A 24,874-nucleotide genomic window follows, 5' to 3' on the forward strand; every position below is an offset into this window, starting at 1 on the left:
TTATCATAAAGTCCCTATGCGATTTGATAAATAGGCTCAAACGCTTAACACTGTCAACTAAAGAGAGACAATGAGCCAGCTCGAAGACATGCGGATCTTTGCAGAAACCGTGGATGCGCAAAGCTTTACGGCAGCGGCTGATCGGTTGGGCCTGTCCAAACAGTTCGTCAGCAAGCGCATCGCCGCGCTGGAGAAGCGGCTGGGTGCGCGACTGCTGGAGCGCACCACGCGGCAACTACGCGTCACCGATCTGGGGCTGGCTTATTACGAGTGCACTCAGCGCATTCTGCTGGAGGTCGATGCCGCCGAACAGATGATCACCAACCAAACGGCAACGCCTCGCGGCGTGCTGCGGTTAAGCGCGCCAATGACGTTTGCCACCATGTATCTGGGCCCATTGATACCCGCTTTCATGCAACGCCATCCCGAGGTGTCAGTGGAACTTGAGCTTAGTGACCGCATCGTAGACGTAATCGGCGAGGGCTATGACATGGCCTTACGCATTGGTACATTGGCTGACTCCAGCCTGATCGCACGACGGATCACCGCCGTGCAACTGATTACCTGTGCAAGCCCTGGCTACTTGCGTCAACATGGCGTACCGACGGCGCCGCAGCAACTTGCCGCCCACACATGTCTCATCTACGGGCATACGCCTCAAGCGCAGTGGACCTTTCGTATCGGCGAGCGCATGCGCAAGGTCTCGGTGAGCGGGCCGATGCGCTCGAACAATGGCGAGATGCTGCGCGACGCCGCAGTCGCCGGCCTGGGTCTTACTATATTGCCTGACTTCATTGTTGCCGGTGCGCTGGCCGAGGGACGACTGGTGGAGGTGCTGGAGGCTTTTCGCCCCGAAGGTTTCACCCTATATGCGGTTTATCCGCAGCATCGACAGTCATCGTTAGTGGTGCGCGCATTTACCGAATTCTTAGTAGAGAGCTTCCCTCAGGACGGCGCGTAAAGTACTCACAAGTAAGAATCAGGGCAGGAAAGGATATAAAGTATCTGGTTCTGCCATTTTTGTATTCGGTAAACCGAGTGTTAAGAGGCTGCCCTAGCTCGCACGTCCTACCGATGTGTCAGAAATTGAGGCAATAAACAAGAGTCCACACCAGTCCGACCAGGTACCTAACCCAATGCTGTTTCGCAGTGCTGCCGTAAATCGACGTGACCGACAGGCATCTCATCGATGTTATATCGGCCGCACGCGCGTCATCCAGGATGCCAGCGGTGCGGATTATTGCGTTTCCGGTCGTTGTTTGCGGGCTACAAAAGGAGCCATGTACTCATGGGGCTCGGAGGTCGTGAAAGCGTGGCTGAAGGCGTCAACACTGCGATCCAGCCCTGCCTCTACCGTCGATGTGCTCCAGTAGCGCAGCAAGGCTTTCTGCGAGCGCACGGCGCGCGGGCCGCTCGCGATGATGGGCGCAACGCTGCGTTCGATTAGAGAATCGAGACCCTGTGGCTCGCAGGAAAATTGTAGGAAACCCCAGCGCAGCGCTTGTTCCGCGTCAATGGTCTCGCCGGTGAGCAGCAGCCAGTTAGTGGCGCCGGAGCCGATCAGATTGGGTAGTAGCAAAGCATGGATAACTGAAGGTATCCCCACCCGAACCTCCGGCATACCGAAAACGGTATCGCGCGAGCCCAGACGAATATCACAAGCTGCAGCTAGCTCCATGCCAGCCCCCAGGCAGAACCCCTGGATGCGCGCGATGGTAGGTACAGGGATATCGGCTACTGCTTCGCAGAGCTGGCGCAAATTCGTGATGAACGTACGAGCGCCTTCTGGATCAAGCTTTGCCATTTCATAGATATTGGCTCCTCCCACGAAAGCTTTCTCACCCGATCCCCGAATAACCACTACGCGCGCATCATCCTGGGCTGCGATCCAGCGTACGGCCTTAGTTAAGCTCTGAGTAACTGGTGTTGCCAGGATGTTTAAACTTTTGGCATCGCGTATTTGTAGCGTATAAACGCCGCGTTCATCGCGCGCGATCAGGCTGTGAGCAAAGATAGGAATGGCTGCGGTCATCGTAGTGAGGCTCCGACAATAGTTGAACGAGTAAGGTATGGGCTTTTGTTAATCACAACAAGCAATCAGTTTTTATATATTCAGCTCGCTTTAGAACACATAACGACAGTATCGCGACCCTTCCAACCCCAGGGATAACAGTGATGGGCATCTCGTTGAGCCAGCTTAGGGTCTTGCGTGCTGTCTATTAGTTAAGAAATTTTACGCGTACCATCGAGGCATTTAGTTCGACCCAATCTGTGGTGAGCAAACTGTGCTCGCATCTCGAGAAAACCGTTGGATTTGAACTGTTCTGGCGTGCAGCGCGCGGCGCGCAGCCGCGCGCGAGAGTTGACGATCTCTACGCTTATGTACAAGGGGTATTGGACTCGCTGAGCGCAGCGCAGTCCCGTCAGTGACGCCGGGCTGGAAGGCGGTGAGGTAGCCAGTGCTGCGTTGCCTGTCCTGATATGCTCGGCGGTGCTGCGCTTCGCAATACCAAGGACGTCGTAGGCTCGATCCAAGCGTCGCTGGGGTCCCTGTAAAACAATGGGTGTGCCCGCCACAAGGAGACCGATTTGTCATGCTTACGGGGCCGCGCTCATTTACCTTCGTACTGAGCGATGACTCCTTGGGAGAGGAATCGTTCTATCTCGGATTGATCATACCCAGCCTGCAGCAGCACCTCTTGAGAGTGTTGGCCTAAGGTGGGTGCAGCAGACTTGACGCCTCGAGGCTGTTTGTTAAATGTGACAGGGTATGCAATGTGTGAGACTTCGCCCAGCGTTGCATGAGCGCTTTTCACAACAATATTTCGTGATTTGACCTGCTCGTGATTCAATGCCTCGGCCAGGGTCTGGATTGGTGAAACTGGAACACCTGCAGCGCGAAGAATGCTGATCCATTCTTCTGTTCCGCGCGTGCGAAGTCGCTCTTCCACCAACGCGCAGGTTTGGGCGAAATTCTTTACTCTGGCGGCGTTGGTCGCAAATCGCGGATCGGCCATGTACGGTCCAAGATCAGCGCTGCTACAAAACTTTTGCCATAACCTATCATTACCCACCCCAAGCATGAGCGAGCCATCTAATGTGGCAAATGTCTGATATGGACAAAGTGAGGGGTGGCTCGTTCCCATCGGAGTTGGGACCCGCCCAGACGCCCAATAGTTGTGCGCCATATAACCCATGTATCCCATTGCTGTATCAAGCAGCGATACCTCTACATAAGAACCTTGACCTGAGTTTTTTTTGTGAAGAAGTGCGGCGAGTATGCCCGATACGGCGTGCATGCCCGTCCCCAAGTCCACCGGGGAGAAGCTGACGCGTGCGCACTCGCCACCCGCTTGACCTATGCTGCTGATCATGCCGCTGAACGCCTGGAGCATCACATCATAGCCGGGCTCTGAGCCCATAGGGCCATCGCGACCATACCCGGAAATTTCGCAATAAACGACGTCGGGAACAATCGCCTTTAACGTCTCGTAATCGACACCCAAGCGCCGGGCTGTACCCGATCCGAAGCCCTGAATAATGACGTCGGCGTTGCGCGCAAGACGATGAAAGATCTCTTGCCCCTGCTTTGCCTTCAGGTCAATTGCCAGACTCTTTTTGTTGTGATTGACCGCCAGAAAACTGGCGGATTCATCACCGTATTTTGGGGTCCAAGCCCTGGCGTCATCACCCACTCCTGGCGGTTCTATTTTAATAACGTCCGCGCCCAGATCCCCCAGTGACTGCGCGCACAGCGGGCCAGCCAATACTTTACTGAGGTCCAGGACCTTTACACCATTGAGAGGCAACATAGCTCTGATTCATCCATGAAAATGTTAATTAGGTCGTTTGCGCAGTAGATATTTTTGCAGACCATCCATAACAGTCTCGCTACGCTGATTCTTGATTTCAGAGCGCATAACTAGTACGCCAGTCGTATTGCCAGCAGTCATCTCAGCCACCTCGAGTGAGGGGTACAGGGTATCGCCTACGTATACCGGTTTCAGAAAGCGACTGCTTTGTTCAATGAACGCCTTTAATGACGCTTCGACCATATGGGGAAACATGCCAGCACCGGCAGCCGACTGGATAAGCACCTGAAATCCATGCGCAAGCATATGTGGCATTCCGAGTGCACGGCAGTATTCAACATCATAATGAACCGGATGGTTATCTCCGCTGGCCATTTGAAACGCTGCGAATAAGGCATCGGTCATAGTGCGGGAGGGGATGTTAAAGCGTTCTCCTAGCTGGAAATCTTCAAAGTATCGTTGTTCGCAAAGCTGATGTGAAATCATGTTCATACTCCAAGTGTCATTTATAGTAATTAGTTTTTTGACATGTCCGATGTCTTTACCACATCACGCCATTTATCGATTTCCGCGCTGATGAAAACATCCAAATCAGCCGGGTTGGGCTCACTTTCCAAGAGTAGGCCCATCATATTGGCTTTCTCTTTAAGCGCTGGATCTTGCAATGACTTCTGCAGGGCGGATCTAATTTGTTCGATGACCTCTGCGGGCGTTCCTGTAGGCACAAGAACCGCATTCCATGTGTAGGCTTCGTATCCAGGCAAGTATTCGGCTATTGCGGGAGTATCCGGCGTCAGTGGCAGACGGTCTTTCATTGTCGTTGCTAGAAGCCTGACGGTACCCGCTTTGACTTGGGCTAACCCAGTGGGAGCGCTATCAATCATGAATTCGGCATGTCCGCCAATTACATCGGCCATAGCAGGCGCACTACCGCGATAAGGGACATGAATGGTCTGAAATTTGCCTATATGATTGAGCAACGCACCACCTAGATGGGGTGCACTTCCAATTCCTGCAGATGCGTAGTTCACTTTGCCTGGGTTGCTTTTGAGGTAATCAAAGAACTCAGTGACTGTGTGAGCAGGCAAGTCATTGTTAACCACTAGTACGAGCGGTGCACGCGCGGCAAGCCCAACTGATGAAAAGTCTTTGATGGGGTCGTAACTAAGGCTCTCGTGCAGACTGGGGTTAACTGAGTGAGCCACAGTGGAAAGCAAAATGGTGTAGCCATCGGGTGCTGACTTGGCCACAAACTCAGTCCCTAGCATTGTTCCCGCCCCAGACTTGTTTTCGACAATCATGGTGGCACCGAGGTTTTTCCCCCACACCTCGGTAAGTACTCGTGCGAATGTGTCGGTTGGGCCGCCTGCAGCGTAGGGCACTACGAGCTTTACGGTGCGCTCAGGGTAGGCGGCCAGAGCGACACTTGAAGCGAACAGAGCTAAAAGACCGGAAGCTATAGCGAGGCGAGCAGGAAAAGTCATTTTCTACGTCCTTTGAATATTCAGAAGTGAGTTATTAGACTCACTATAGGCGTGAGTATTTCACACGGTCCAGTTGAAATACTCACCAGTAGCATTAGAAAAATTCGAATTGAACCTATAATGCTGAGTCATCTACGCGTCATTGATAGGAGATGGGCGTGCGATACGAACTCACAGATCTACGTGTATTCATGGCCATTGCCAATGCCAAGAGCCTAACCAATGGTGCGCTTGACATGCATATGACGGCTCCCACCGCCAGCTATAGATTAAAAAATTTAGAACGCGCTATGGGTGCTTCCTTATTCAACCGTACGCCAAAAGGCATGGCGCTTACGTCGGCCGGTGAAACTGTTTATCGCTACTGCCAGAGCGTCTTGTCCAACATCGACCAATTGCATGGCGAAATGAGGCGCTACACCTCGGGAGTGGTGGGGCAGGTCCGTGTGTTTGCCAACAGCAGCACCCTAAGTCAGTTGCCAATTCCACTAAGCCGTTTTCTTGCTGCGTACCCCAATGTGAATATTGATTTGGAGGAGCATCTGAGCGACGAAACTGTCAGAGCAGTGCATGACAATATGGCTGATATCGGGCTGGTAGCCAGCGTTGTTCATTTGCGTGGACTTGAGTCGATTGAATACGGACATGATGAGTTAGTGGTGATCACTGTGCCTGGTCATCCATTGACGAAACGAGAACGAGTCACACTAGACATGATGCTGCAGTACGACATCGTGTCTATCGGAAGAAACAGCAGTAACTTTTTGTACTTGCAGCAAATGGCTAACAGCTTGAGCTGTCACATGAACGTTCGAGTGCATGTGCCCAACTTTGGCGCTGCGCTGCGCTGTGTTCAAGAAGGAGTGGGGATCACGCTGATACCGGCGACTCTCGCGAGGCCCGCAGTCGAGAAGGGTTTGGTCGACTGGGTTCGGCTCGACGAACACTGGACTTTACGCCAGCAAATGATCGTAGTCAGGTCATTTGCTGCATTACCTGACTACGTTAAAGCCTTCATCCAGTATTTGCAGGACTATTCCACTGAAGACCCGAATGCGAAGCTGAGTATTTGAAGCGATTGGGAATCACTGAAGGCGTGCATCAGCGAAATCGAAACATTATATTAATCATTCGACTGCGCCGCGCTCCACTCATCTACCGACGTACTATTAAAAACGGTCCACACGGCTCGACGTTTGCCTTATAACTAGAGACTCTGGGTGCGTACACTGGATGTACGCAGGTACAGTGGCCGTTAGCATCTTGGAGGTATGGACCTCGTCAAAAAAAACCTGGCCCAGGGGAGGATGTAGACCCATCTGTGGTGGCGCCTGTGGGCGACCCCGTTTAGGAAATTGATCAAATCCGAGCCCCCTCCTGCGTATGACTCTAGGGGAGGTAACCATGCCAAAAGATGGATCCATATCCAAGCCCACAGGGCTCTCCGTCACGCACCGATTCGCTGCCAGTATTTCCAACAGGTTATAATTTTTCTGGCTCTCAATGTTCGATTTTTAAACAAATCGGTAATGCGGTTCCATGTAGGTTCGCCTATGCGATTGCGCGTGCCGTTAGGGGTTTCGGTCAAGATAAAGTTGACATGTTTGAGGCGGATTTTCATGAAGGCAATTTGAGCCTGGAGCTTATAAAAGTTTTAGGATTGATAAGTGTAAATGCCCTTCATGGCTACCTGAAGTTACAGCGCGAGCACGAGGCTGTTGGGATGAACATCGAAGGCAGCGTGATTGCCGGCCGCAGCATATAGTCCATCACGCTAACTATGTTGGCTCGGTGTGTACTAAATCTGTTGCTCTCTCCAGGCTGTTGGTAAACAGGAAGTCTATGATCCCTGTGACGTTTTGCTGATTTTTGAGGAGGTCATGGGCCGCACCCGGCCTACAAGCACCAATCCACCATTAAAATAAGTGGTTGGTATCACCCAGTTAGGCCGTGCCCAGCCTGCCAGGTTACTTCCCTTGCTGCGTATAAACCGAAAAGTCACGCAATTGTTCTTCACTTTTTTCTATCTCTCTTAAGCTTTTTTTTCCGCCACTTGCGATCAGAAGAGCAACTATTGTTTGTGCAACTGCCATAGCAGGCACCACAGAGGGAAAAAATGAAGGGGTGGCATTCGGCACCACTATGGCCACTGTTGCGTGGGTGGCAATGGGTGACAAAACGCTGTCTGTGATGGCTATGACGCGCATGCCTTTTCCTTGTGCAAACTTCGCAGCAGATAGGGCGTCCCGAGCATACGGGTCATAACTGAATATCACCAACGCATCACCCTTTCGGGCATGGCGAAGGTCATCAGCAAAAACACCCGCAATGCCCGTTAGCAGGCTGGTGTTGTGCATGAACATATTACAGGCGTAATTGAAGTAAAACGCCGCAGGAAACAAACTTCGAAGCCCAGCCACAAAAATATGTCGCGTCTCAACAAGAACATCGTGCGCGATCTTCAGGCCTTTCAATGCTGTCTCATCGCAGATCTGCTCAAGGTTCTGTCTGTCTTCTTGGATAATCTCCTGGATTAGACTCTCTGTTTTGTCCGCCGCTTCCCGTTGTTGTAGCGCCGTCGCGCGTTCGGCAAATATGCCACCTCCTTGCGATAGCCATTTTCGATAAACAGCACGCAGCGGTTCATAACCCTCGAAGCCTAACTGTCGCGCCAAACGATTCATAACGCTGGGAGACAAGTCTGCGGCTGCGGCAACTGACCGCATGGAACTCATGGCAACGGCCTTGGGATTATCAATGACATAGCGCGCTGCTTGTCGCAGTTTGAGAGGCAGGTTCTGATATTGCTCTTTGATTAGTTTGTCGACCGCACGCTTGTCCATCATATAACCAGCTTCCAAAAGTGCTCATTTTACGGGTAAAGCTTGAACTGCTTTATCGATAGCCGCTCCCAAAAGTTCAACGCATGCTTCAAGCTCCGTGCGGTTGGTGAGATACGACGGCGCAAGCAGAACATGATCGCCGTTCGCACCATCAATAGTGCCGCCTCCTGGGTAACACAACAACCCCAGTTGTAATGCTTCATGTTTTATGCGGGCATGCAGCTTCAGTGTTGGGTCAAACGGCATGTCAGGGTCGCGACTGACAACCAGCTCCACGGCTCTAAATAAGCCGCGTCCACGAACGTCTGAAACATGTGCATGGTCGTGAAATCGGGCTCGCAGCAGTTCGTTGAGATAACCCCCAAGCACGTCACTTCGCTCCACGAGATTGTCACGTTCGATAATGCTTTGCACAGCTAGAGCGGCCGCGCAAGCCGCAGGATGTCCTACGTAAGTGTGACCGTGTTGAAACGCTCCTGTGCCGTCCGTGATAGTGCCCACAATCTTTGTAGAAGCCATGATCGCTGCAATCGGCTGGTACCCACCCCCCAAGCCTTTGGCAAGTGTCAGAATATCTGGGACGATGCCTTCCTGTTCGAACGCGTGATATGTCCCCGTTCTACCAACACCGCACATGACCTCGTCAAGAATCAACAGCACCCCATAACGATCACAGATCTTACGTATTTTTTTAAAATAGCCAGGCACCGCCGTGACAGCGCCAGCGGTTGCACCCACCACAGTCTCTGCAACAAACGCGCTGACTGTTTCAGGCCCTAATGAAAGAATCGTCTGCTCAAGCTCGGTTGCCAATCGGGAGCCATAAGTGTCATCCGATTCGCCCTCTTGGCGATAATGCAAAGCAAAGCAAGGAGATACATGCCGCGTGTCGGCAAGAAGCGGCTGATAAAGGGCACGGCGACCCTTGTGACCACCGATTCCGAGAGCACCCAATGTATTGCCGTGATAACTTAGTAAACGCGCCAGCGTGTGGCGGCGCATCGATTCGCCACGCTCTACATGATACTGACGCGCCATTTTTAAAGCGGCTTCGATCGATTCGGAACCGCTAGAGACAAAATACACGTGTTTCAGCTCGGGCGGCGACCGACGTGCCAGCAGTTGAGCTAATTGCTCGGCTGGCTCAGAGGTGAAAAAGCTTGTGTGCGCATATTCTAATTTTCGCATCTGCGCCACGACAGCATCAATGACCTCAGGGTGGGCATGTCCTATGCAGGACACAGCCGCTCCGCCAGAACCATCAAAATAACGCTTTCCCTCGGCATCCCAGATAAAACTCCCTTCTCCCCGCATAGCTAATGCTGGCGGGCTCTGGGGGTTACGATGAAAAATGTGTGACATGGGTTTTTACCACCTAAAGAGATCAATTTGTTTTATTTTTGAATCATATGGACTATGATAGTCCAAAATAAATCATTTGGTTCTCTCATGTTGTATCTGAGGCGTCCACTTGAAAAATTAGCGCTAACCGCGCAAAGGAGACTGCCGGATGAGAGTTGCTTGTGTTCAGATGTGCAGTAGTGAAGACGTTTTCGAGAACCTGGAAAAGGCTATCAACTATATCGAACAGGCCGCAAAAGAGGGTGCGGAACTGGTTGTAGTACCTGAATTCTTCAATACGATTTTCTTTGCGCAGTACCGCGATACCCAGTACTACTCACTGGCCGAGACCGAGGCTGGGCCATCCATCTCGGCAATGCGTCAAACAGCGGAGCGCAATGGCATTGCCATTGTCGCTACTATTTACGAGAAGGTTGAAGCTGGTTTGTACTTCGACACAGCCATGCACATTACGGCTAGTGGCGAAATCATTTTCAAATATCGAAAAGTTCATCCCGCTGGTGTGTTGAGTCTGGAAAAGCTTTACTTTCGCTACGGCACAAAATTCAGCACGTATGCCATAAACAATTGGAAGGTAGGCATCGGCATCTGCTATGACATGGGGTTTCCAGAGACCGCGCGCTGCTTGTCACTAGCAGGAGCCGAACTCCTGATTGCGCCATACGCCACGTCCCGTGTAAACATGTTCCAGGAGACTTTACGAACGCGCGCTTTCGAGAACGGTTGTTATCTTATAGCGGCTAATAAAGTGGGACGGGAGGGTGAATGGGATATGGGCGGAGGTAGCCTGATCATTGCGCCAGATGGCTCGATACTGCAAAGTGCAGACACAACAACCGAAACCTTCCTGATTGCTGATATTGATCGTGACCATGTCGAACGTGCCCGCATCGCGTATCCCTCGCGACGCGACCGGCGGCCTGATCTTTATCAATCGCTGATTAGAGAATCAGACACCGGTCTTTGAGTTCCATTTTCTGCACGCGTGCAGAAAATTACCAAAAAGCTCCCGTTCATCTAAGGAAACCTATCATGAAAACAACGACCATGAATACGTATCGAACTGCCTTGCGTCTAGCCATTACTTACCTTCTCGCCCCGACCACCCTAGGGGCGGCTGCAGGTCTGCTCGCACTCCCAGCCGCAGCAGCGGATAGTTGGCCGACAAAACCAATTTCCTTGATAGTGCCTTTCGGCCCTGGAGGCACAACGGACCTGCTCGCACGGCTAGTGGCTAATGGAATCTCCGAAGAACTCAAACAGCCCGTGATTGTGCAAAATAAACCTGGTGCCGGGGCCAATATCGGCGCAGCAGAGGTGGCACGTGCCGCCCCCGACGGATACACCTTGCTCATGGGCACGCCAGGACCCTTAGCAATCAATCCGTACATTTACAATGACATGACATTTGATCCTGCCAAAGACTTCACGGCGGTTTCCTATGTCGCCGACGTACCCAATGTCATTCTTGCCAATCCCATGGCTAACATAAAGAGCATTCCAGACTTGCTGGAACGCGCCAGGGCGAAACCCGGAGCCCTCAATTGGGGATCTCCAGGAATTGGCAGCACTGGTCACATTCAACTCGAACTACTCAAGCAAATGACTGGCGTCGATATCGCGCATGTGCCCTATAAAGGTGCCGCTCAGGCTACGACTGATTTAATTGCCGGACATATACAACTGGCGGGTGATAACGTACCAACCGCATTGGAGAACATCCGTGCAGGAAAGGTTGTCGCAATTGGCGTCGCCAGCAAAAACGAACTGGAAGTGTTGCCTGGCGTAAAACCGGTGGCAGACACTATTCCGGGCTATCTCATGCCTTCATGGTTCGTTATTGTCGCACCTGCAGGTACGCCTGCTGATATTACTGAACGCATAAGTCAGGCCATCGACAGGTTCGAGAAGCTCCCATCCACCATTAAGCGCTTTCGGGAACTCGGAGCTGTGCCAGTAGGCGGAAAGCCTGAAAAGCTGGCCTCGCATTTGACGAGTGAGCGAGAGCGCTTTGGCACGGTACTGCAGCAAATGAAAGGTGCTGGAAAATGAAAAGAAAACGTCTGGCGGTCGCTCGGCTCTGGTTCGAAGGTAACGCGTTTAGTCCAGTGCCAGTTGACCTGGCTGCGTTCGAGTCATACGAGTGGCTAATCGGACCGCAAGTACTGGAGGTCATGCGAGGCACTGCAACTGAGCTAGGCGCTGTGGCTAAATTTAGCGATGAGCATCCAGAATGGGAGGTTGTTGTTTTGAGATGCGCAGCGGCATTACCGGCAGGTCACATCAATGCGCAAGTATTTGATCAGCTTGTGGAAGAAGTATTGGATGGGTTGCGCGTTGGGATTGAAGAGGGTGGGTGGGATGCGGTTTATCTGTCACTCCATGGTGCAGCAATCACGACAGACCGTGAAACGCCGGAGCTAGACTTGGCATGTAAGGTTCGGGAACTGTTGCCTGACGTCCCTGTTGGCGCGAGCTTCGATCTTCACGGCAATATGCCGCCGCAGTGGGCAGAGGTTTTAGACGTAGCTTCCGCCTATCGAACACATCCTCACATCGATATGGCTGAGACCGCCGATCGCGTTATAAAAAGTTTAGTGCAATGCGCAGATAATGATTTGAAGACGCGACGTACAGTACTGAACGAACGCATTATCTTGCCAAGCATTAATATGCGCACCGCAGCAGGGCCAATGAACGAACTTGAAAAGGCAGCACGTGAGGCGACCACGGGGTCCATCCTCGACATCTCTGTGTTCGGCGGCTTCCCTTATTCCGACACTGAGTACACTGGCGCGTCCGTATTTGTCAGCAGCGATGCAACAAAAGATCCAAGCGGCGACCAGGGGCGAGATGCTGCCCTCCAACTCATGAACCGTGTGCGTGAACTTACATCGGAATTTCGAATACAACTTCCAAGCGCTGCCGAGGCGCTCACGCAGGCGATGGCCATTAGTCAGGCGGGGTTGATTGCTGTCACGGACTCCGGAGACAACCCTTTGTCTGGCGGAGGCGGCGACACACCCACGCTGTTTCGCGAAATGATCGCTTCATCTCCGCAAGTTGCCTGTTTGTTTGCGAGCTTCGTCGACGGTGATGCCGTCAACCTGGCAATGGAAGTGGGAGTGGGTAATGCTATCGACATAAAGCTTGGTGGTCGGTATGGTACGCACTTCGGAGAAGGAGTAAATATCTCGGCAACTGTTGAACGGCTTACGCCCGGTCGCTTCGTTAATACAGGGCCCATGCAAACTGGGGTTGAACGCCTGTGCGGAAATACCGCGCTGCTTCGTATAAGCGGCTTACCTGCTGCACGAGTAATCATAACTGAGCGTGTGGTGGCCGGAGACGACCCTGCTTTCTATGATCTGCACGGCGTAGACCTGACGACGCTGCGCTTGCTGTGCGTTAAAGCTAAGAATCATTTTCGAGCTGCTTTTATAGGCCGATGTGTTGAGATCATCGATTGTGATGCGCCCGGACCTGCATGCCAAGACCTATCGCAGCTCCCCTTTAGTCACAAACACATATCCGCCGACTACTGACTAATGGCCCATACCAAAGACATTGGCTTTCCATCTTGGGCTGAGCCGGAAAAAAAAGGCAGAAGCTAAGTCGATGCCCACAAACTATTCGGCCGGCCGGATGATGTCCAGACTTGCGAGCAATTGCCAGCGCGTGATACCCAGACTGATGAGCCGACGCGGCAATTGCTGGGATGATGCAGTAGTGGAATCCTTTTTTGGTAGCTTAAAGAAAGAGCGGGTGCGTAGCTGAGCAGCTGGAGCAGTCCAGCATCCTGTTGCAAACAATCGAGGCAAATACAAACGGCTCAGCAGTAAGGAGCGTCGGTTATTAAAAAAACGTTCTGCGATAAAACTGATCATAGGACACTTGAAAAGCGATCACGGGATGAGCCGCTGTCATTTGAAAGGTGAAAGGGGCGATGCGATTCATGTTGTGCTGAGTGCGGTTGGTTTTAATATCAAGTGGCTGTTGCACATGATTGCGAGCAAGGGGGTCCGCCCAGTTTTTTTAGCCTAGTCGCAGCAGCGAATTCAATTATGAGTCCCAGGGGGTAGTTTCACGTCCACGCCAACGGGGCAAATCATGGAATGGCTTGAGCAACAGACCGACAATTATGGCCACGTGGCTGAGCCATATGGGCCGCAGCGTCAATGGTTGACAGACTAAAAAGCCAGAATAGACCATTTATAGATAATGTTTTACAATGCATAATACGTTATCTATGAATGGTAATTGGTGTGCCAAAGAAAAAATCTACGATCCATATTGTCAACATGAACGCCCATGAAAAGACCATCATGTGGGGTCGGTGTGTACGTGCGCAACGCGTAAGACAACGAATGCTCGCCAGGGATCTGTGTAAGCGAATTTCGATTTCGGAGTCGACGCTGCGCCGTTTGGAGGCTGGAGATCCTGGGGTGGCCGCCGTGGCTTACCTATCAGCGCTGGACGTGCTGGGCTTGCTCGATCATGCAGTTCCTGATTTGGATCCCAGTCTGTATCAGGGCGATCCCCTGTCCAGGGTTCGTACCACACCGGATGACGATGATGACTTCTAATCGATACTATATTTATCTTGAGCATCCTGAATCAGGTAAGTGGGTCACCGTCGGGCGTTATAGCGTGGAGGCCGAGCAGCGAGTTGGGCAATTCATATACGCGAAAAGCTATCTGCAAAGTGATGCGCCAATCTCCATTGACCCGGTAAATCTGCCTTTATTAAACATGCCTTTTGCCTCGGAGCGCTACGGGGGCTTGCACGACGTGCTACGTGATGCCTGCCCAGACTCCTGGGGCAGGGCGCTGTTGCAAAGAGAGCATGGGCTGTCGGATCAGTCGCCGCATGTGTCGTTCTTATTGAAGGCGAACAACGCAGATCGCTGGGGGGCTCTGGCCATTGGGACTTCCAAGACCCCGTCAGTATCTCATCTGGCAAGCCCCAAGCTACCGCAGCTTGATGTGTTGGCCTCTGAACTGCTGGCAATGAGTCAGCGTTTGCCGCCGGTCGACGCCAGGTTGCGCCGTCGATTGATGGCCACACCTAGCTTAGGAGGAGCACGGCCTAAAGCGACAGTACAGGATGGAAATGATTTCTGGCTGATCAAGCCTGTATTACCGTCTGATGTTTTAGACGTTCCGATGCTCGAACACGCCATGGCGCAGTGGGCCAGAGTAGCGGGTCTACGCTTTGCCACAACACGCCATGACAGCGTTGCGCAGGTGAAGGGAACGGGTATCTCGGTGCTGCGCTCTTTGCGTTTTGATCGAAAGAATGGGCGCCGGCTAATGACCTTAAGCGGCGCAACGATGCTGCAGACGCAATACCCGAACGCCGCGCCCGAAGATCAGCTGCGTTGGAGCTATCCGCGCCTGGCTAACACTCTCGCAAAGATGAATGTGCCCCCTGAGGATCAACTCGAACTATTTGACCGTATGGTATTTAATGCACTCATTGGCAACGATGACGATCACCCGAGAAACCATTCGGCAGTGTATGTTCCGAAAGAGGGCACTTGGCGCCTGGCCCCGGCGTATGACGTGGTGCCAGAGCTGCAATTTATTCCTAAGCGGCTGTCGATGATGCTCAGTCAGGGCTGCTTCGAAATTTCGCGCGAAAGTGTGCTCAGTGACGCAATGAAGTTTGGTTTCGACAGCCAGCAACTGGCTCAGGTGCACCTTGATGCGTTGCTCGTGAACCTGGTGGATACGTTTGAGTCGATCGAACCGCTACTCACAGATGCTATGCGTGAAATGATGATCGACAGGATTGCGCACAATATGAAAATACTTGGTCCTATTGCAAGCTGATCCACTTACGCACCCCAAGCCCCTGCGGCGTTAAGATCGGCAGGACGCATCAGCTAGCGAGCTGACTTCTGCTTGAGCTGCGACGTGGCTAGTTTTTGCTCGTCATTCGTAATGTTCCGGTGAAGACACCTTGAGCGCACCCTTACGATTCATCTGCTTCCAGACTTTGCGCGCACCGTATACGCGAAAGTTCTTCTCCCATACTCGATAGATCTGCGGCTTCAACTGGTCGTCCTTTCGGGCCCGCTGGCTGCGTAGCTGTGGTTGTCGAGCCCGGGCGGCATGCCGTCTGTAGGCTGACGGGGCAACCTGCAAAACCTTGTAGATCGGCTCGACCCCGTACAAGTCCCGGTACTGATCGATATAGGCGTTTATTTCTTCAGTTCGCGGTCGAGCGCCGCCTGGGCGAAAAAAGCACTGGCCGTCTTCAGGATCTCGTTGGCGCGACGCAGCACGCGGTTCTCCCTCTCCAGCGCCTTGATGCGCTCACGCTCCTCGGTGGTGACACCAGAACGGGCTCCCTGGTCGATCTCGGTGCGCTTCACCCAATCGAGCAGGGTGCTTGGCGTGCAGCCGATCTTCGGTGCAATCGGTTCTACCGCCGTCCACGGTGATCGATACTCACCGCGATGTTCCTGCACCAATCGCACGGCACGCCGCGCACTTCAGGGGAAAATTTGTTGGTCTTGTGCGTACCTCCATTCTCTCAAGATTTGGAGCCTCCTCAAAACCCGGTTCGATTCAACAAGCATCGCACGTTTGCGCTGCGACGTTACTGTGAGATGCTTGGTCGACTTGGGGCATATTTAGCCTCGTCAAAACCTGATCCGATTCTGAGAGAGCAGGAAGGGGAGGAAAAGACAAAGAGTAATGATGCCAATTTCATTGCTTCTACTGCTTACTAAAATGTATCTTGCGACTAATGTATACATTGAATACAATGACCTTCCTAACTAAGGAGACAATAGTGAAAAAAATCATCGGAACGTCAGCGTTTGCGCTTGTAACAAGCGCCCTTGTTATTGGTCCGGCATCAGCGCAGGATTACCCCAATAAACCGGTCACGGCCGTAATACAAATGGCTCCGGGTGGGCCAACAGACTTAATTGTTAGGGTTATCCAGCAAAAGATGGGGGAGGAGTTAGGGCAGGCTTTGATTATTGAAAACAAGGCAGGTGCTGGAGGGTTAATTGGCATTAAGAACGTGCTCAGTGCCCACGCTGATGGATACACACTAGGTATCGCAACGGGTAGCTCGCATGGCGTAGCCCCCAACATTTACGAAAATCTTCCATACAATCCCACAAAAGATTTCCGCCCGGTAGGCACTTTAGTTATGGCGCCCGGGGTGTTAGTCGCAAGTAAAGCTGCTGTGCCAGACTGTAGATACGAAACTTTCATAAAAAAATTAAAAGAAAATCCTGGAGAAATGAAATATGGCTCAGCGGGTATTGGTACGCTTGCTCATATGACTGGCGCCTATTTCCTAGCAGAAACAGAAACGGATATGTTGCACATCCCGTATCGTGGCTTAGGTCCAGCAATGATCGATTTGCAAGGTGGTTCGATAGACGCGCTCTTTGATAACATCAGCTCGGCTCGCGCACATTTAAAAGGTGGGAAGATTTGTGCTTTAGCCATTCAATCTGATAAGCGCTTGGAAGAATACCCCTCTATACCAACGTATGCCGAGTTAGGTTTACCGCAACTTAATAAGCCAACATGGTACGGTCTAATTGCAAGAGCAGAAACCCCCGATGCCGTCATTCTTGAGCTCAACGCAGCGTTGAACAAAACCTTGGATTCCGAATCGGTGGCCAATTTATACAAGGGTATGGGCGTCCAACCGTTCAAATCTACTCCAGAAGAGTTTTCAGCACTTATGCAGGAAGAAAACGAGTTTTGGAAGAATGTGACTGAGAAAATTAATTTCGCGAAGCTAAAGCTGTAGGACGCACCATGCCTTATATCCAGACCCCAGACATGAACTTCTATTTCGAGGAGTGCGGTAAGGGAGAGCCAATTCTCTTCATCCACGAAATGGCAGGGAATTACGCCAGTTGGGAACCCCAGATGCGTCGATTCGCACGTAGTAATCGGTGTATTACATATAGTGCACGTGGTTATCCACCATCTACGGTCCCGTGTGATTCGTCAAGCTATTCACAGCGACAGTCTGCTTCTGACGCGATTACCGTTTTGGATGGTTTGGACATAAGCAAGGCCCACATCGTCGGGCTGTCTATGGGCAGCTTTGCAACGGTCCAATTAGGTATTGATCATCCAGAAAGAGCCCTGAGCCTAACTATTGTGGGATGTGGCTCGGGCTCGGAGCTCGCTATACACGAGAGCCGTAAGAAAGACTATGTAGCAATGTCCAACTTAATCAGATCCGAAGGGCTGCAACGTTTTGTTGACGAGTATGGTTCAGGCCCTTACAGACAAACCTTCATGCGGAAAGATCCGCGCGGCTGGCAGGAGTTTCGCGATCGATTTTTGCTTAATTCAGCAGAAGGAACGGCCGACTCTCTAGCGCAAATACAAGCGAAACGTCCTTCTCTTTGGCACATGCATGAGGAGATAAAGAGAATCACTCTCCCCACTCTTGTTGTTTGTGGCGATAAGGATCTTCCTTGCATTCAACCAAGCATATTCTTGTCTCATACCATTGAGAATGCGCAGCTGCATTTATTCGGAGACACAGGCCATGCCGTAAATCTCGAAGAGCCTGACTTGTTTAATCGTATTTTGCAGGGGTTTTTATATGACCAAAGATAGTAACCAATCACGCTTGCCTCTGTCTCCATTTGTAGTGCTGGATTTGACACGCGTGCGAGCAGGCCCAACCGCAGTGCGTCAACTGGCTGACTGGGGGGCAGATGTAATCAAAATAGAGGCACCCGTCGATGCCGACCACGAAACTGAAATGGGTGGAGTTCGCTTAGGACCCGATTATCAGAACCTTCACCGAAATAAACGTAGCTTAACTGTCGATTTGAAAACAGCTCAAGGCAAAGAGGTGTTGTACCGGCTGGTCAAAACTGCCGATGTGATTGTTGAGAACTATAGACCGGACGTAAAACATAGGTTGAGCATAGATTATGAAACTCTTAGGGCTATAAATCCGAAATTGATATACGCAAGCATATCAGGCTTTGGACAGGATGGCCCTTACGCTAACCGACCCGGCTACGATCAAATCATTCAGGGTATGACTGGAATGATGTCGGTAACCGGGATTCCAGGGCAAGGCCCAGTTCGAGCAGGTATCGCCATCGCCGATACTACTGCAGGTTTATACGGCGCAATGGGAATAATGATGGCGCTGATAGATCGTGAGCATACTGGATTGGGCCAATGGGTTCAAACATCGTTGTTGGAATCTCTGTTGGCAGTGATGGATTTTCAATCTGCGCGCTGGCTGGTCGCTGGCGAGATACCAAAGCAGGCTGGGAACGATCACCCAACTATTATTCCTACGGGCGTATTTACAACACAAGATGGTCAAGTAAACATTTGCGTCTCAGGTCAGGTTATGTGGGAACGCCTATGTAGGACTTTGCGCCGTCCTGAATGGTTAGTTGACGAAAAATATCTTACTAATAAGGCACGCTCGAAAAATCGAGAATCATTAAATTCAGAATTAAATGAAATATTCGCTCAGAATACAAACACACACTGGATTGAGTTGCTTAACCAAAGCGGTTTGGCTTGCGGAGCCGTTAACAATGTCGCAGAAGCATTTGCTGACGAGCAAGTGCAGCACTTGGGTATTAGATGGCCAATACAACATCCACAGCTAGTTGGCGCCAGCATAGTAGGTCAACCTTTTCGAACCAATCTCCATCGAGCAAGTGTAAAGAGCTACGCCCCATCGCCAGGTCAACATAATAACGAAATTCTATCGAATATTGGCTTTTCAAACGAAGAGATCCAAGCATTGAAGGACTGTCATGTCATCTGACACTGTTTCAGAAATTATTGTAGATAAAGACGGTTTTATCGGTCGATTGAAAATCAGCAATATCGCAAAACATAATTCATTGAATTTTGATATGTGGGCTAGTATTCCATCTAAGCTACAGGAGCTCGCTGATGACCCTCAAATTCGAGTGATCGTGCTGCAAGGTGATGGTGAAAAAGCATTCGCGTCAGGTTCAGATATTTCGCAATTTCAGCAGCGTCGTAGCTCTGTTGAGGATGTAGGCGTTTACAATAGGACTGTGGAAGCTGCGGTGCACGCGTTAAGCAACATTAAAAAGCCAACCATCGCTCATATTAAGGGCTATTGTTTTGGAGGCGGTGTAGGTATCGCCTTACATTGTGACTTACGCTACGCTGACGAGACCGCTTTGTTTTGCATACCAGCAGCCAAGGTAGGGGTTGGATATCATCCAGCCTGGCTGCAACGATTGACGTGGCTTGTAGGCCCCGCTCGTGCTAAGGAGATGATGTTCACTGCTGGTCGTTACAACGTTAAGCAGGCACAACAAATGGGTTTGATTAACGACATCGTGGGTCCGGACGCTTTTAACGATTTAATAGCTTCCTTAATTGCCTTGGCGCCGTTAAGTCAATTGGCTAGTAAGCTTTCAATAGACCAATCGACTTCGCTTTTAGGATTTGATCACGAGCTTTGTGCGGAAGCCGTCACTAATTGCTTTAACAGTGCTGACTATATTGAGGGGAGATCCGCCTTTACGGAGAAGCGTTCTCCCAAATTTACAGCGAGTTGACGTCCGGTTTTGCGGCTATGAATGAGATCGTTTAGCCCGCATTTGCTTTAAACGAGCGGCAAAGTTGGTTTTGGTGTGCTTGCGAGATGCCGCCGCAGCTCCTTCGGCATCTCTATTTTTAATCGCTTCAAAAATTATTTTATGCTCTTCGTGCGCTAAGCGTGCTCGCTCGATGTCCGTGAGAGTACTGCGTCTAAATACTGTAACTGCATCTCGAACAACTGCCATTAACTTGATCAAGAAACGATTTTGGGTTGCTTGACAAATCATGTCATGAAACTCATCGTTTAAGCGAACTACATTATCTACGTCCTGTGCGCTTAATGCTTCTCGCTCTTCATTAAGAATTTCTTCGAGTTGGGCAAGCTGTACCAAACTAGCATTTCGTGCGGCTTGTGCAACATTCATAGCTTCCATTTCTTCCCGCACGAAATAAAGCTCGGATAATGCTACGTCATCATAACTAGTGACGGTTACACCTCGATGGGGAGCGTGTGTAAGCAATCCTTCACTGATTAGCCTACGTAAAGCCTCTCTTACTGGCGTGCGACTCATTCCTAATTTCTTGGCTATATCAATTTCGAGAAGACGCTCATTGTCAGGGAAATTATTCCCTACGATTAACTCCCGAATTCGGGAATAGGCGATATCGCTAAGCGTGGCGTGCAGATCATCTGTAGAGCGCGAATCTTTCATTGATGGATAGAATTGTCTGTTATGCAAGAGATCTTTTGCTAAAAATCCATAGGTGGCTTTAGTGATTTTTGCGATTTTTAATGGTTTTTATTGATTGTAATGTATTTTATTTTTTCATCAAACCACGATGTTCGCTACTGTTAGAAAGGTATGAAATTCTACGTTTACTGTATGGTGCGTGGAATGACCTGCCCCCAAAGTTAGGTACAAAATCATGTAAAGTCCGTTTGAAGGAATACAGACATGACGAAACGGTTTACTGAAGAACAGATCATCGGTTTCATCAAGGAAGCCGAAGCGGGCTTAGCTGTGGATGCGCTGTGCTGCAAGCATGGGTTTGGCAGCTCTACTTTTTACAAGTGGAAAGCCAAGCTTGGCGGCATGGATGTCTCCGATGCTAAGCGACTCAAGGCGCAGGAAGATGAAAACGGTCGATTGAAACGTCTTTTGGCTGACAGCATGCTCGATAACGCCGCGCTCAAGGATATCGTTAGCCGAAAGTGGTAAGCCCACAGGCTCGTCGTGACGCTGTGCAGCTATTAAAGCAAGCATAGCAGCTGTCGGAACGACGCGCTTGTGTGCTGATGAGCATCTCGGTGTCGGTACTACGCCATCAAGCGCGGGCTGACCGTAATGGCGAACTGTGCGAGCGTATGACGGCGCTGGTTCAGGAGCGTCGCCGCTTTGGTTATCGTCGTATTCACGTGCTACTTGAGCGTGAGGGCTGGGCTGTGAATGTAAAGCGTACCTATCGAATATATCGACAAGCAGGATTGGTTGTACGCCAGCGCAGCCGGAAACGTATCGGCCCAACGGAGCGGATTGCGCTGACCTTACCTGATCAGGCCAACGATACGTGGTCGATGGACTTTGTGCACGATGGTCTGGCCGATGGCCGGCGTATTCGTTGCTTAAACATTGTGGACGATTACACCAAAGAGACGCTCGCCATTGAAGTGGATACGTCGCTATCGGGCGTCCGTGTGGCGCGCGTACTGGATCGCATTGCCCTGCACCGCCCCTTGCCTCGTCGACTTCGTGTTGACCATGGGCCGGAATTTACGGGTTTGGCGATGGATGCGTGGGCCCAGCAGCGAGGCGTGACACTGGCCTTTACTCAGCCTGGTAAGCCTACACAAAATGCCTACATCGAGAGCTTTAATGGCAAATTCCGCGACGAATGCCTCAACGACAATTGGTTCACGAGTTTGTGTGAAGCGCGTGTACTGATTGAATCGTGGCGTCAAGATTACAATCAAACTCGACCCTATAGTTCTCTGAGTAATTTAACCCCGTGCGAGTTTGCTGCTCGTCACATCAATTTAGCTACAAACTCTACAACGACTTGTGCCTAAATCTTGGGGGCAGGTCAGTACAGCGCGTTAATGAGCTGGAACAGGTTGAACCGAGCCTGTGCCGTCATTGGCAGGTAGCCCTTTGTGGTTCGCATTTATGGCAGTCGGAGAGGTACGTGAGTGAATAAAAAGTCCAATTCTGCGGAAGACAAACATAATGGTATTCGACACCTGATCAATACCGGTGCAGAGATTGCGGGCGGAGCTGTAGGTGGTGCTCTCGGCTTTCTCGCTGGCGGGCCTGTCGGCGCTGCGCTCCTCGGAGCCGGCGGCGCGGCCGCTGCAACAGCGCTCAGGCATATCGGGGAAGAGGCATCCGAACGCCTTCTCGGTCCGCGAGAGCAGGTGCGTATTGGCGGTGTCCTAGCTATCGCGGCTAGTGAGATTCGTCAACGTTTGGAAAAAGGCGAGTCGCTCCGCAATGATGATTTCTTCGAGCCGAAGGGGGCATTGCGGTCTGACGCCGAGGAAGTTGCAGAGAGCGTGTTGCTCAAGAGTCAGCGGGAACCTGAGGAAAGGAAGCTCCCTTATATGGGCAATCTATTCGCCGCAGTGGCATTTGACTCGCAGATCAGTGCTCAGCTGGCGCATCAAATCACCAAAGTCGCAGAGCAGCTTACGTACCGCCAACTATGCATTCTCAAGCTTGCAACTGTAAAGGAGTCGTTTTCCCTCCGAGCAGACGACTACCGTAACCACGGCGGTGGCTTTGCGAAAGAACTTTATCAAGTTTTGTATGAATGTCTGGACCTCTATTACAGAGGACTCATCAATTTCGGAGGAGAAGTTGCGTTTGGCCCCACAGATGTGAAACCTGGAAGCTTGACGGTTCAGGGGCTTGGCGTGGATATCTTCAATCTGATGAAGCTTGCATCCATCCCCGAGTCGGATCTCACACCGATTACTGCTCAGCTCAAGTAGTGAAGAAACATGATTGTTCGATCAAGCAGAAAACCAAAATCGTGCTTTGCACGCGTTTGCATTCTGCTCATGTCCAACATTATTCGAACTTCCGCTTAGGGTCGAGGCTGTGTGAAAACGCTTCACTGGTCGCCTGATCCCAATTAAAATAAGCCAACCCGTTTAAGCGAGGTGGCCGATGAAGCGATTTATCGAAGGCGAGGAGCGAAGTCAGATCGCCTTGCTCCCAGAGCGTCTGGATGATTACGTCACTGAGGAGAACCCGGTTCGCGTCAATGAGGTCTTCGTCGACGAGCTGGACCTGTGCGAACTCGGCTTTAAGGGCATGCAACCCGCATTGACCGGTCGCCCTTCCTATCACCCGTCTGCTCTTCTTAAGCTTTATCTTTATGGATACCTTAATCGTGTCCAATCCAGCCGGCGCCTGGAGCGTGAGGCTCAGCGCAATATTGAACTGATGTGGCTCATTGGACGGCTGGCCCCTGACTTCAAGACCATTGCCGACTTTCGTCGTGATAACGGTGTTGGCATTCGAAATGCGTGTCGGCAATTTATCGTGATGTGCCGCCAACTCAAACTATTCTCACAAGCCATTGTTGCGATTGACGGCAGCAAGTTCAAGGCCGTCAATAACCGGGATAAAAACTTTACCCCCCACAAGCTTGATCACCGAATAAAGCAAATCGATGAGAGCATCGAACGCTATCTGGGTGCATTGGAAACCGCCGATCGAACTCAGCCAATGGAGGTCGAGGCTACAACACAACGACTGCAAGAGAAATTAATCAAGCTTAAGCAACAGATGCAACAACTGCGTGCGGTTGAAGAACGCCTGAGCCAGCAACCCGATAAACAGTTATCCCTAACCGACCCGGATGCGCGATCAATGGCGACCAGCGGCGGGGGTACCGGCATGGTCGGTTATAACGTGCAAGCAGCAGTCGATTCCGAGCACCACTTAATTGTTGCACATGAGGTCACTAACGTTGGTCATGACCGATCACAGCTCTCGAATATGGCTTTTAAAGCACGAGAGGCCATGCAGGAAAATACCTTGGAGGTGATTGCCGATCGAGGCTACTTCAAAGGCACAGAAATACTGGCTTGCGAGCAGAGCGGCATCAAGACGTATGTCCTCAAGCCCATGACGTCCAACAGCAAAGCTCAGGGACGATACAGCAAACTGGATTTCACCTACGTTGCCCAAGACAATGAGTACCAATGTCCGGCTGGGCAACGACTCACTTATCGGCATTCAACAATCGAAGAAGGCATGAAGATCGATGTTTACTGGACGTCTGTCTGCCAAACGTGCCCCCAGAAAATGCAATGCACAACGGGCAAGGAGCGTCGAGTCAGGCGCTGGGAGCATGAGGACGTCCTAGATGCCATGCAAAGTCGTTTGGACAGCACGCCAGGGAAGATGAAAGAACGGCGCTGTACCGTGGAGCATGTCTTCAGAACGCTGAAGTTCTGGATGGGATCAACACACTTCTTAATGAAGTCGCTCGCCCATGTGGGTACAGAAATGAGCCTGCATGTGCTGGCCTATAACCTGCGACGGGTAGTAAATATTCTTGGGATTACCGAGACTATCAAGGCGATACGACTGGTGGGGGCATGAGGCCCCTTTTTTACATGTTTTAGAGCTTTGTGCAGCACCTATATTAGCCATCAGAAGCCTTAACCTAGCCCACTACAATATATAAGCTGGGTTGCAGGAAAATCATGACGCAAACCTGCTCCAACCGCCGGACTGGGGAACTCAAAATGCGTTTTCACACAGCCTCGGTCAAATGGAGTCGCTAGCCAAAGGCATCCCCAGGAATT

21 protein-coding genes, 2 pseudogenes and 1 other annotated feature are annotated in these 24,874 nt (G+C 51.2%); of the genes and pseudogenes, 15 read left to right on the plus strand and 8 right to left on the minus strand.

All coding sequences use genetic code 11. The features are described from left to right. Positions 1-70 precede the first annotated feature (70 nt). Complete coding sequence (locus FQ179_RS00690; RefSeq protein ID WP_149395366.1) at positions 71-961, plus strand: LysR family transcriptional regulator; 891 nt, start codon at positions 71-73, stop codon at positions 959-961. Positions 962-1,237: 276 nt separating this feature from the next. Here FQ179_RS00690 and FQ179_RS00695 read toward each other — a convergent pair whose 3' ends face one another. The 4 genes from FQ179_RS00695 to FQ179_RS00710 form a co-directional block, all read right to left on the minus strand. Further along, positions 1,238-2,032, minus strand: coding sequence for an enoyl-CoA hydratase (locus FQ179_RS00695; RefSeq protein WP_149395367.1), 795 nt, complete (start codon positions 2,030-2,032; stop codon positions 1,238-1,240). 580 nt (positions 2,033-2,612) lie between these two features. Then, entirely contained in the window at positions 2,613-3,812 is a 1,200-nt protein-coding gene (locus FQ179_RS00700) for a CaiB/BaiF CoA-transferase family protein (RefSeq protein ID WP_149395368.1), read from the minus strand. Between the two features lie 24 nt (positions 3,813-3,836). Next, positions 3,837-4,298: a MaoC family dehydratase gene (locus FQ179_RS00705; RefSeq protein ID WP_149395369.1), complete on the minus strand. Its 462-nt coding sequence runs from the start codon at positions 4,296-4,298 to the stop codon at positions 3,837-3,839. Between the two features lie 29 nt (positions 4,299-4,327). Next, positions 4,328-5,296 carry a tripartite tricarboxylate transporter substrate binding protein gene (locus tag FQ179_RS00710; protein WP_149395370.1) on the minus strand — a complete coding sequence of 323 codons (969 nt, stop codon included), beginning with the start codon at positions 5,294-5,296 and terminating at the stop codon, positions 4,328-4,330. Positions 5,297-5,454: 158 nt separating this feature from the next. Here FQ179_RS00710 and FQ179_RS00715 point away from each other — a divergent pair, with 158 nt between their 5' ends. After that, a complete protein-coding gene (locus tag FQ179_RS00715) occupies positions 5,455-6,369 on the plus strand; it encodes a LysR family transcriptional regulator (RefSeq protein ID WP_149395371.1) in 915 nt (304 codons plus the stop codon). Between the two features lie 341 nt (positions 6,370-6,710). Then, entirely contained in the window at positions 6,711-7,061 is a 351-nt protein-coding gene (locus FQ179_RS00720) for a DNA cytosine methyltransferase (RefSeq protein WP_149395372.1), read from the plus strand. 202 nt (positions 7,062-7,263) lie between these two features. Here the strand turns inward: FQ179_RS00720 and FQ179_RS00725 are convergent, their stop codons facing one another. Together FQ179_RS00725 and FQ179_RS00730 are read right to left on the minus strand one after the other, a co-directional pair. Continuing rightward, positions 7,264-8,142 carry a MurR/RpiR family transcriptional regulator gene (locus FQ179_RS00725; protein WP_255474772.1) on the minus strand — a complete coding sequence of 293 codons (879 nt, stop codon included), beginning with the start codon at positions 8,140-8,142 and terminating at the stop codon, positions 7,264-7,266. 21 nt (positions 8,143-8,163) lie between these two features. Continuing rightward, on the minus strand, positions 8,164-9,501 hold the full coding sequence (locus FQ179_RS00730; protein WP_149395373.1) for an aspartate aminotransferase family protein: 1,338 nt from the start codon (positions 9,499-9,501) through the stop codon (positions 8,164-8,166). A 148-nt stretch (positions 9,502-9,649) separates the two neighbouring features. Here FQ179_RS00730 and FQ179_RS00735 point away from each other — a divergent pair, with 148 nt between their 5' ends. From FQ179_RS00735 to FQ179_RS00755, 5 genes are all read left to right on the plus strand, one after another. After that, entirely contained in the window at positions 9,650-10,468 is an 819-nt protein-coding gene (locus FQ179_RS00735; RefSeq protein ID WP_149395374.1) for a carbon-nitrogen hydrolase family protein, read from the plus strand. Between the two features lie 65 nt (positions 10,469-10,533). Then, positions 10,534-11,553 (plus strand): tripartite tricarboxylate transporter substrate binding protein, encoded by a 1,020-nt coding sequence (locus tag FQ179_RS00740; protein WP_255474773.1) that lies wholly within the window; start codon positions 10,534-10,536, stop codon positions 11,551-11,553. Next, the gene (locus FQ179_RS00745; RefSeq protein WP_149395375.1) at positions 11,550-13,046 is read left to right on the plus strand and encodes a M81 family metallopeptidase; all 1,497 of its coding nucleotides are present in this window, start codon (positions 11,550-11,552) and stop codon (positions 13,044-13,046) included. Before FQ179_RS00740 ends, FQ179_RS00745 begins: the two co-directional genes overlap by 4 nt. A 780-nt stretch (positions 13,047-13,826) precedes the next feature. Continuing rightward, a complete protein-coding gene (locus tag FQ179_RS22870) occupies positions 13,827-14,087 on the plus strand; it encodes a helix-turn-helix domain-containing protein (protein ID WP_370459850.1) in 261 nt (86 codons plus the stop codon). Beyond that, positions 14,074-15,336, plus strand: coding sequence for a type II toxin-antitoxin system HipA family toxin (locus tag FQ179_RS00755; protein ID WP_255474775.1), 1,263 nt, complete (start codon positions 14,074-14,076; stop codon positions 15,334-15,336). The genes FQ179_RS22870 and FQ179_RS00755 overlap by 14 nt, the downstream gene beginning before the upstream one ends. 138 nt (positions 15,337-15,474) lie before the next feature. Here FQ179_RS00755 and FQ179_RS00760 read toward each other — a convergent pair. Continuing rightward, positions 15,475-16,000: pseudogene (locus tag FQ179_RS00760) on the minus strand (IS3 family transposase); the annotation flags it as partial. Continuing rightward, positions 15,637-15,753, minus strand: a sequence feature (AL1L pseudoknot). It overlaps the preceding pseudogene by 117 nt. Positions 16,001-16,303: 303 nt before the next feature. On the opposite strand from FQ179_RS00760, the gene FQ179_RS00765 reads away from it, so the two are divergent. Genes FQ179_RS00765 through FQ179_RS00780 form a run of 4 tightly spaced genes read left to right on the plus strand, consistent with a single transcriptional unit; the run spans position 16,304 to position 20,072 of the window. After that, entirely contained in the window at positions 16,304-17,287 is a 984-nt protein-coding gene (locus FQ179_RS00765) for a tripartite tricarboxylate transporter substrate binding protein (RefSeq protein ID WP_255474776.1), read from the plus strand. Between the two features lie 8 nt (positions 17,288-17,295). Then, on the plus strand, positions 17,296-18,114 hold the full coding sequence (locus FQ179_RS00770; RefSeq protein WP_149395379.1) for an alpha/beta fold hydrolase: 819 nt from the start codon (positions 17,296-17,298) through the stop codon (positions 18,112-18,114). Next, positions 18,101-19,300 carry a CaiB/BaiF CoA-transferase family protein gene (locus FQ179_RS00775; RefSeq protein ID WP_149395380.1) on the plus strand — a complete coding sequence of 400 codons (1,200 nt, stop codon included), beginning with the start codon at positions 18,101-18,103 and terminating at the stop codon, positions 19,298-19,300. Before FQ179_RS00770 ends, FQ179_RS00775 begins: the two co-directional genes overlap by 14 nt. Next, positions 19,290-20,072: an enoyl-CoA hydratase-related protein gene (locus tag FQ179_RS00780; RefSeq protein ID WP_149395381.1), complete on the plus strand. Its 783-nt coding sequence runs from the start codon at positions 19,290-19,292 to the stop codon at positions 20,070-20,072. Before FQ179_RS00775 ends, FQ179_RS00780 begins: the two co-directional genes overlap by 11 nt. A 15-nt stretch (positions 20,073-20,087) precedes the next feature. Here the strand turns inward: FQ179_RS00780 and FQ179_RS00785 are convergent, their stop codons facing one another. Continuing rightward, positions 20,088-20,768: a GntR family transcriptional regulator gene (locus FQ179_RS00785; protein WP_149395382.1), complete on the minus strand. Its 681-nt coding sequence runs from the start codon at positions 20,766-20,768 to the stop codon at positions 20,088-20,090. Positions 20,769-21,011: 243 nt separating this feature from the next. Between FQ179_RS00785 and FQ179_RS00790 the strand changes: the two are divergent. From FQ179_RS00790 to FQ179_RS00800, 3 genes and pseudogenes are all read left to right on the plus strand, one after another. Then, a pseudogene (locus FQ179_RS00790) lies at positions 21,012-22,123 on the plus strand (IS3 family transposase). Between the two features lie 120 nt (positions 22,124-22,243). Continuing rightward, positions 22,244-23,044 carry a hypothetical protein gene (locus tag FQ179_RS00795; RefSeq protein ID WP_149395383.1) on the plus strand — a complete coding sequence of 267 codons (801 nt, stop codon included), beginning with the start codon at positions 22,244-22,246 and terminating at the stop codon, positions 23,042-23,044. 178 nt (positions 23,045-23,222) lie between these two features. After that, entirely contained in the window at positions 23,223-24,668 is a 1,446-nt protein-coding gene (locus FQ179_RS00800; protein ID WP_149395384.1) for an IS1182 family transposase, read from the plus strand. Positions 24,669-24,874: the final 206 nt, after the last annotated feature.

This window comes from Pusillimonas sp. ANT_WB101 (assembly GCF_008369125.1).
Classification (GTDB): domain Bacteria; phylum Pseudomonadota; class Gammaproteobacteria; order Burkholderiales; family Burkholderiaceae_B; genus Allopusillimonas.